We start from the raw sequence: 8,799 nt of genomic DNA on the forward strand, positions 1-8,799 counted from the left end.
GCTAAAAAATAAACACAAACTTCTTCTTTATTGTTCGTGCAATCCCTATCTTTGCTTTTAGAATGGAGTCAGTAGTTAGAAGTTAGTAGTTAGAATCCTTTCGGCATGACAACGCTAATATGCTGCACAGATTCTAACTGCCAACTACTATCTACCAACTACTAATTTCAATTATGCTTCAATGAAAATGCGTATCTTTTTTTTCAGCCTGTTATGGTTTATAGTGACAGGCATAAAAGCTCAGGACATTCCGTCCGTACCTGCCGATTCGGCATATGGTGTTGTTAGTGTATCTGTTTGTAATATGCGTGCTGAGGGCAAATTTACCTCTGGTATGACTACGCAGGCTTTGCTGGGGATGCCGGTGAAGGTATTGCAATATACAGGCTGGTATGAGATACAAACACCTGACGATTATACCGGATGGGTGCATCGGATGGTTATCAGCCCAATGTCCAAAGAGAAGTACGATGAATGGAACCGGACAGAGAAGATAGTAGTAACGGCACATTATGGATTTACGTATGAAAAGCCTAATGAACATTCTCAGACAGTTTCGGATGTTGTGGCAGGCAATCGTCTGAAGTGGGAGGGGAGTAAAGGACATTTTTATAAGGTCTCTTATCCAGATGGCAGACAGGCCTATATTTCAAAGTCGATAGCAAAGCCCGAAAAAGAATGGCGTTCAGAGTTGAAGCAAGATGCAGGGAGTATTATTCGTACAGCTTATACGATGATGGGAGTTCCGTATTTATGGGCGGGTACTTCTTCTAAAGGGGTGGACTGTAGTGGTTTGGTGCGTACTGTACTTTTTATGCATGATATTATTATTCCCCGGGATGCTTCGCAACAAGCATATATAGGGCAACATATTGACATAGCACCTGATTTTAGTAATGTGGAGCTGGGTGATCTTGTTTTCTTTGGACGGCAGGCTACGGCTGAGAAAAAAGAGTCTGTTTCGCACGTCGGTATATATATAGGTGATAAAAGGTTTATCCATGCTTTGGGGGATGTGCATATCAGTAGTTTTAATCAGGCAGATAAGGAGTATGATGCATTTAATGCCGGGCGATTGCTTTTCGCTGTCCGTTTTCTACCTTTTATAAATAAGGGGGCGGAATTGAATACAACACTTACAAACCCCTACTATAAAAAGAATTAGCATGCAAAATAGAAGAGATTTTCTGAAGACTGCCGCCCTGGCGGCTATAGGTTCCGGTCTGATTGTGAACAATACTTTTGCGGAAGCTTCTCATCCTGCTTCTTTTTCTATAAACAGGTTGGGAAAGGGTGGAAAGATGAAAATGAAGTTTTTTCCTTATGAATTAAAACTGAAGCATGTGTTTACGGTAGCTTCCTTTTCGCGTACTACGACTCCTGATGTGCAAGTGGAGATAGAATATGAAGGGGTGACCGGATATGGTGAAGCTTCCATGCCTCCCTATTTGGGGCAAACAGTGGATAGTGTGATGAAGTTTCTGAGTAAGGTTAATCTGGAACAGTTTGATGATCCGTTTGAACTGGAAGATATTCTGGCTTATGTTGATAGTTTGAGTCCGGGCGATACGGCAGCAAAAGCGGCGGTAGATATTGCTTTGCATGATCTGGTAGGAAAACTGTTGGGAGCTCCCTGGTATAAGATATGGGGGCTGAACAAAGAAAAGACACCTTCTACCACGTTTACTATTGGTATTGATACACCGGATGTAGTACGTGAAAAGACACTTGAGGTGGCTGGGCAATTTAATATACTAAAGGTGAAACTGGGACGTGAAAACGATAAGGAGATGATTCGGACAATTCGCTCGGTCAGTACGCTCCCGATAGCTGTAGATGCCAATCAGGGCTGGAAAGATAAATACTATGCGCTCGATATGGTTCATTGGTTGAAAGAACAGGGGATTGTGATGATTGAGCAACCTATGCCTAAAGAACAGTTGGAAGACATTGCCTGGGTCACTCAGCAGAGTCCGTTACCGGTGTTTGCTGATGAATCTTTACAGCGTCTTAGTGATGTGGCTGCTTTAAAAGGTGCTTTTACCGGAATCAATATAAAGCTGATGAAATGTACCGGAATGCGTGAGGCATGGAAAATGGTGACTTTAGCGCGTGCACTGGATATGAAAGTAATGGTAGGGTGTATGACCGAGACATCTTGTGCCATATCTGCTGCTGCGCAATTTTCTCCGGCCGTTGATTTTGCTGATTTGGATGGTAATTTACTTATCTCCAATGATCGTTTTAAGGGAGTGGAGGTATTAAAAGGCAAAATTACGCTCAATAACTTACCAGGAATTGGAGTCACACTGTCAGTCTGACAGGTACTAATGTGGCAATAAAATAATGTGCTAATTGAATAATATGCCAATGTGCCAATTGCCATGCGGTATGCCACAGCGCAGCCAATTGGTATATTGGCATATTGGCACATTATTTAGCATATTATCCAAATTGTTTTTCTGCCATGTTAAAAGCCTTGTCATGTAACGAATGCAAATTTGTCAGTGTCCGTCGTTAAGCGCTGTTAATCAGTAAATATTCTCTGTTAAAAGAGGACAAAAAAGAGTGACAAGTGGAATAAGTGAATGATTTTTGTCGTTATTTTAACGTCATAAAGTTAAAACGAATTAGAATATTAACATTTTAAAGAATAAACAAAGAGTAGTATGAAACAGACAACAAAAAACATTCTTGGAGTAGGAGCCATCGTTCTTCTGAGTTCAGGAGTTGCAGGTTTAACAACCTATAAAATGATGCAGACAGGAGATAGCGACAAGCAGGCGTCATTTAATGAGGTGTTCCAACAGAATCCTGATGTGAAACTGGCTGCTTTTGATGCAATCAATGCGCAACCGGTAGACTTGACACAGGCGGCAGAGAATTCGCTTCATGCTGTAGTACATATAAAGTCCACTCAACAATCAAAAACTCAGACTGTTCAGGGAGCACCTGATATTTTTGACTTCTTCTTTGGTGATGGCGGCGGACGTCAGCGCCGGGTACAGACACCGGAGCGTGTAGGTTTTGGTTCGGGAGTTATCATCTCTAAGGATGGATATATTGTAACCAACAACCACGTGATTGATGGTGCGGATGAAATAGCAGTGAAGTTGAATGACAATCGCGAATTTAAAGGCCGTATCATTGGTACAGACCCGAGTACTGACCTTGCATTGGTGAAAATAGAAGCAGACGATGATCTGCCTACTATTCCGGTAGGTGATTCAGAAGCACTGAAAGTAGGTGAGTGGGTACTCGCGGTAGGTAATCCGTTCAATTTGAACTCTACTGTAACGGCAGGTATTGTAAGTGCAAAAGCCCGTACGCTGGGTGTTTACAATGGTGGCATTGAATCTTTTATTCAGACGGATGCCGCTATCAACCAGGGTAACAGCGGTGGTGCACTGGTAAATGCAAAGGGAGAATTGGTAGGTATCAATTCTGTGCTTTCGTCACCTACAGGTGCGTATGCCGGATATGGTTTTGCTATACCAACCAGTATTATGAAAAAGGTGGTTGCCGACCTGAAAGAGTTTGGAACCGTACAGCGTGCTATGTTGGGTATCGCAGGAGCTTCATTGGGCAGCAGCATAATGGAAGACCAGCAACCTATAGACAAGTCGGGCACTACGCTTCGTGATAAAGCGAAAGAGTTTGGTGTAGTAGACGGAGTTTGGGTACGTGAAATTACTGAAGGTGGTTCGGCATCCGGCGCGGATATCAAAGTAGACGATGTGATCATAGGTATTGATGGTAAGAAGGTTCACAACTTTGCCGACTTGCAGGAAGCGCTTGCAAAACATCGTCCGGGTGATAAGATTACTGTGAAGTTGATTCGCGATAAGAAAGAAAAGAGTGTGGAAGTGACTTTGAAGAATGAGCAAGGTACTACAAAAGTAATAAAGAATGCCGGAATGGAAATTCTGGGTGCAGCTTTCAGAGAACTCCCTGCCGACTTGAAGAAGCAACTCAACTTGGGATATGGTATAGAGGTAACAGGTGTTTCCAATGGTAAGATGAAAGATGCAGGTATCCGTAAGGGATTCATCATTCTGAAAGCTAACGGACAGCAGATACGTAAAGTGGGCGATCTGGAAGAGGTGCTGAAAGCAGCAACCAAATCACCGGATCAGGTATTATTCCTCACAGGAATGTTCCCATCAGGAAAACGTGCTAATTATGCTGTTGACCTGACTCAGGAATAGTTTATTAATTGAAAATTGAAAGTTACTATGCAGTATATAGCGCAGCCAACTTTCAATTTTCAATTTTCAACTTTCAATTAAAAAAAGGGTGCCGGTATACAACTTGTCGGCATCTCTTTTTGTTTATACAGATAATAATAATGGTGAAAAAGTTTCGTTAAGATAGTTAGTTAACAAATTATTTGTCGTAACTTTGCACTCCAAATCTGTTTTATAAGAATGAGACAACTAAAGATTACCAAAAGTATCACTAACAGAGAGAGCGCTTCTCTTGATAAGTATTTGCAGGAAATCGGTCGCGAAGACCTCATCACTGTAGAGGAAGAGGTAGAGCTTGCTCAGCGTATTCGTAAGGGTGACCGTGTAGCGTTAGAAAAACTGACACGTGCCAATCTGCGTTTCGTCGTGTCTGTAGCCAAACAGTACCAAAACCAGGGTTTGAGTTTGCCTGACTTGATTAATGAAGGCAATTTAGGACTGATTAAGGCTGCCGAAAAGTTTGATGAAACACGTGGGTTCAAGTTTATCAGTTATGCTGTATGGTGGATTCGTCAGTCTATTTTGCAAGCATTGGCAGAACAGTCACGTATCGTTCGCCTTCCCTTGAATCAGGTTGGTTCACTGAATAAAATCAGTAAAGCCTTCTCAAAATTCGAGCAGGAAAATGAGCGCCGTCCATCTCCGGAAGAGTTGGCAGACGAATTGGAAATCCCGGTTGATAAAATCTCTGATACGTTAAAAGTGTCCGGCCGTCATATTTCGGTAGATGCACCTTTCGTTGAAGGAGAAGATAACAGCTTGCTGGATGTGCTGGTGAATGATGACTCGCCTATGGCGGATCGCGCTCTGGTTAATGAGTCTCTTGCGAGGGAAATTGATAGAGCTCTTTCTACGTTAACCGATAGAGAAAAAGAAATCATACAGATGTTTTTCGGTATCGGACAACAGGAAATGACATTAGAAGAAATCGGCGATAAGTTTGGTCTCACACGTGAGCGCGTTCGTCAGATAAAAGAAAAAGCAATCAGAAGATTAAGACAAAGTAATCGTAGCAAATTGCTCAAATCGTACTTGGGATAAGGCGATATATCAGTTTTCGACAATTAAGGTATTAGTCGTGTAAGTTGAAGTGTTTAGGGTAACTATCTTAAAAAACAGACTTGCACGACTTTTTTTATCCCCCTTTTTTGTTACCTTTGCCGCAATAAAACAGTTTAGATATGAAATACGTAAAAATACTATTTGCAATAGCACTGGTGTTCACTTTGTGCTCAGCGTTCTCAATTAAGAAAGGTTCTCATAAGCCTGTGTATGCTTTTGGCGTTTCTGCCTCATTTACAGATACTGTGGTGTACTATACGGATATTCAGTTGATTGATAGTGTTCATCTTGATAAGAATGGTTTTTTGCCACATCGTGAATTGTACAGCTATCAGTTTAAAAACTTTTTAGAACTGGATATGAATCAGCCTAACAGGACTTGTATGATTTATTTTTCGGATAGTAAGAAGAAGATTGATAAAGAAGCTTTGAAAATATTGGGGAAGTACAAGAAGAACAAAGCGGTGGCTTTGCAAAAGGTTGATCCTGAAAAATTCAGGTTCACTAAACCGGAAGAGTAGTTAAGATGTTAAATATAAGAGATGCAGTGTTTGTGTCTCTTATTTTTTTATCTTTGTGGGTAATATATTAAGAAACAGAGCATACTATAATTATGAGAATTACCATATTATCTTTATTGGTTTCATTTTTTATTTTGACTTTTACGGCATGTCGTGATGACAACGAAGTTTCGGGACCAGAGAAGCGATCACGTACAGTATTGGTATATATGGTAGCGCAAAACAACTTGAGCTCTTTTGCCGAAGCAGACTTTAATGAAATGCTTGAAGGAATGAAGTCTGTGGATGATCAGAATAATAACTTGATTATTTATAGGGATGATAATTCAAAACCGCGTTTAATCCGCCTATACAAGGATAAGAATGGTACGGTAAAACAAGAGAGGCTTCAGGATTATGCGGAACAGAATTCTGTAGATACTGAAATAATGAAAAGTATTTTAAATCAGGTCTATTCGGAATATCCGGCTGATAGTTATGGATTGGTGCTATGGTCACATGCTGATGGCTGGGCTCCTTATCCGGGAGTTAAATCCAGGTCATTTGGAGATGATGGCGGGAATTCAATGAATATTGCAGACCTTCGTAAAGTGCTTGAGGGTACCCGGCACCTGAATTTTGTCTTTTTTGATGCTTGCTTTATGCAAGCGGCAGAAGTTGCTTATGAGTTGCGTCAATATACAGATTATATAGTGGGTTCTCCTACTGAAATTCCGGCTCCGGGAGCTCCTTATCAGGTTGTAGTGCCTGCTATGTTTGAAGATGAAGATGCGGCGGCAAAAAAGATTGCTGAAACATATTATACAAACTATGCAAATACGTATAATGCGGAGATACGGGAAGGGGAGTATAGCCCATGGAAAGACCGTAATTATCTTACTAATATTTGGGTTGCAGGGGTTTCGTCTGCAGTGGTAGATTGTAGTAAGCTTGAAGCGCTTGCCGCTGTCACGGGAGAGCTTGTCTCAAAATATGTGGATGCATCGACCACTTCCGATAATGTATATTGCTATGATAAGAGAAAAGGGTATTCATATAATTACAATAACTCTAAGCTCTATTATGATTTTGCTGATTTTATGAAAAAGATCACGGGTGACAATGATGAATATAGAGTTTGGGAACAGGCTTTTAAGGAAGCTGTTCCCTACTATTATACTACTCCAAAAAACTTTTCAGATTGGGTAGGGGCCTTTGATATGACTGGAACGTGTGGTTTGTCTGTCTTTATACCTCGTAGTGCAAGTCCGAAGTTAAATGATTTTTATCGTGATTATCAGTGGTATTACGATGCGGGTTGGGTGAATACTGGCTGGTAAGGTAGTATTGCATCTTGGTTGATTTTTAGACAATGCATAATTATTGTTTTTTGGTTATTATATTTGTTTTAAATCCGCTATACAAGAAGTGTTTTCGTCTTAATATGTGTAGAATCGCTAAAACTCCCGTTGCAATACCGATTTTGTAATGTAATAGTCCTGTTGACGAACTGGCTCCATTGACGAATAGTAGCAATAGTATGCCCGTAATAATAACCAGTGCAAAGGTTATAGACAAAAGCAGTACAACTTTTCTTTTACCTTTACAGCCTATTGTTTTTAATCCTTTATACCAGTTCCAATGGCTTTTGATGTGCGCAATTCCGAATATAGTAAATAACAGGCTGACGATTGTGTGAAACACAGCCCAATTGTGCCATATTTCATGGTTGGTATGGTGTCCGGCGATGTGTAGCTTTATTCCTGTGTATAATGACAAAATAAATAGGGGAATCAATATTAAATCCGTAAAGTAAATAAATCTTTTTTTATTCATTGTTCCTTTTTGGTTGCAAAGTTACAATGCGTTGTTAAATGGAAAAATAGACAATATAAGGTAAAGATTGCACTATTCAAGGTATTTCTTTCTATATGAGGTAGGATTTAGGCCTGTTGCTTTCGTAAATAAACGCGTGAAATAAGCATAATCATCAAAACCTAAATTAATAGCGATCTCTTTTATATTTAGAGAGGTATATATTAGCATTCGTTTTGCTCTCAACATAAGTTCAATTTGAATATATTTGCTTACGCTGATTCCGGTAATACTTTTAATAGCTTCGTTTAAATATACCGGAGATATATGTAACGATTTTGCATAGTGAGATATTCTCTTTTCTGTGTGTAGCTTTCTTGAAAGTAGTTCTTTGAAAGCTAATGTGATATCTATATGTCTTTTATTTTTAGACTGTTGTCGGATAATTCCTTGTATGGCTTCTGTTATTATCCCTACGGCAGCACGTGATAGATTTTGTATAATATGTTTTGATTTATTGTTTCCCGAATCGTTTATTCTGTGGAGAATGATGGCGAATAATTGTTCCAATTCAAAGCGTTGTTGATCGCTTATTTTGAATGGCGTCAGAGATAGAGCATATTCGGCAAGTATTTGTTTGGTCTCTGAGTCTATGAATACACTGTCAATAAACAAAAGAAATGTTTTTGCGTCGCCTGCATTGGTAACATGATGCACTTGATGGGGCTGGGTACATATTATTTCACTTTCTGATAAATGATAGTTCTTAAAATCTATACTGACACTGCACTTTCCGCTAGCCACCATACCGAATATATAATAATCATCCTGATGAATATAGTTAATAGGCGATTTTGATGAAAAAGGGGAGACCTCTTTCAAATATATTCCGAAATCAGATTGTTGAACGACTTTGTGTATTGGGATAGTTGGCATTTGATCTTTTTTTGCAAAGTTAATAAAAGCAACTGATAACTCTCCAAAACAATGTTAAGTATAACAGTAGATGAGTGAGAAAGAATAATCAACTACTTTTTATCTGTGGGAATCTATACTTCAATTTATAGATTTTCTCGCACGCGTATACGCATGCGCTTATATATTATAATGTGTTCCTTTTTTTCTCTTTCTTTCCCTGTTTCTTTTTTTATGTTTTACAACACCTTTGCAAATCA

Annotated in this window: 8 protein-coding genes; 6 read left to right on the forward strand and 2 right to left on the reverse strand. The window is 39.6% G+C overall.

Translation table 11 applies throughout. The annotated features are described in order from the left end of the window. The first annotated feature begins 181 nt into the window (after window positions 1-181). The 6 genes from HCG69_RS18895 (at window position 182) to HCG69_RS18920 (ending at window position 7,149) form a co-directional block, all read left to right on the forward strand. Window positions 182-1,165, forward strand: a complete 984-nt coding sequence (locus tag HCG69_RS18895) for a C40 family peptidase (RefSeq protein ID WP_221651318.1) — start codon at window positions 182-184, stop codon at window positions 1,163-1,165. A gap of 1 nt (window position 1,166) precedes the next feature. After that, a complete protein-coding gene (locus HCG69_RS18900) occupies window positions 1,167-2,321 on the forward strand; it encodes a dipeptide epimerase (RefSeq protein ID WP_221651319.1) in 1,155 nt (384 codons plus the stop codon). 348 nt (window positions 2,322-2,669) lie between these two features. After that, window positions 2,670-4,208, forward strand: coding sequence for a Do family serine endopeptidase (locus tag HCG69_RS18905; protein ID WP_221651320.1), 1,539 nt, complete (start codon window positions 2,670-2,672; stop codon window positions 4,206-4,208). Between the two features lie 219 nt (window positions 4,209-4,427). Beyond that, entirely contained in the window at window positions 4,428-5,288 is an 861-nt protein-coding gene (locus HCG69_RS18910) for an RNA polymerase sigma factor RpoD/SigA (RefSeq protein WP_221651321.1), read from the forward strand. A gap of 140 nt (window positions 5,289-5,428) precedes the next feature. Continuing rightward, window positions 5,429-5,830 (forward strand): hypothetical protein, encoded by a 402-nt coding sequence (locus tag HCG69_RS18915; protein WP_221651322.1) that lies wholly within the window; start codon window positions 5,429-5,431, stop codon window positions 5,828-5,830. A gap of 92 nt (window positions 5,831-5,922) precedes the next feature. After that, window positions 5,923-7,149: a clostripain-related cysteine peptidase gene (locus HCG69_RS18920; RefSeq protein WP_221651323.1), complete on the forward strand. Its 1,227-nt coding sequence runs from the start codon at window positions 5,923-5,925 to the stop codon at window positions 7,147-7,149. A 40-nt stretch (window positions 7,150-7,189) separates the two neighbouring features. Here the strand turns inward: HCG69_RS18920 and HCG69_RS18925 are convergent, their stop codons facing one another. Together HCG69_RS18925 and HCG69_RS18930 are read right to left on the reverse strand one after the other, a co-directional pair. Further along, on the reverse strand, window positions 7,190-7,645 hold the full coding sequence (locus tag HCG69_RS18925) for a DUF4405 domain-containing protein (protein WP_221651324.1): 456 nt from the start codon (window positions 7,643-7,645) through the stop codon (window positions 7,190-7,192). Between the two features lie 72 nt (window positions 7,646-7,717). Then, complete coding sequence (locus HCG69_RS18930; protein ID WP_221651325.1) at window positions 7,718-8,560, reverse strand: helix-turn-helix transcriptional regulator; 843 nt, start codon at window positions 8,558-8,560, stop codon at window positions 7,718-7,720. Window positions 8,561-8,799: the final 239 nt, after the last annotated feature.

Origin of the sequence: Bacteroides sp. K03, from assembly GCF_019734355.1 — a bacterium.
Taxonomy (GTDB): Bacteria; Bacteroidota; Bacteroidia; order Bacteroidales; family Bacteroidaceae; genus Bacteroides; species Bacteroides nordii.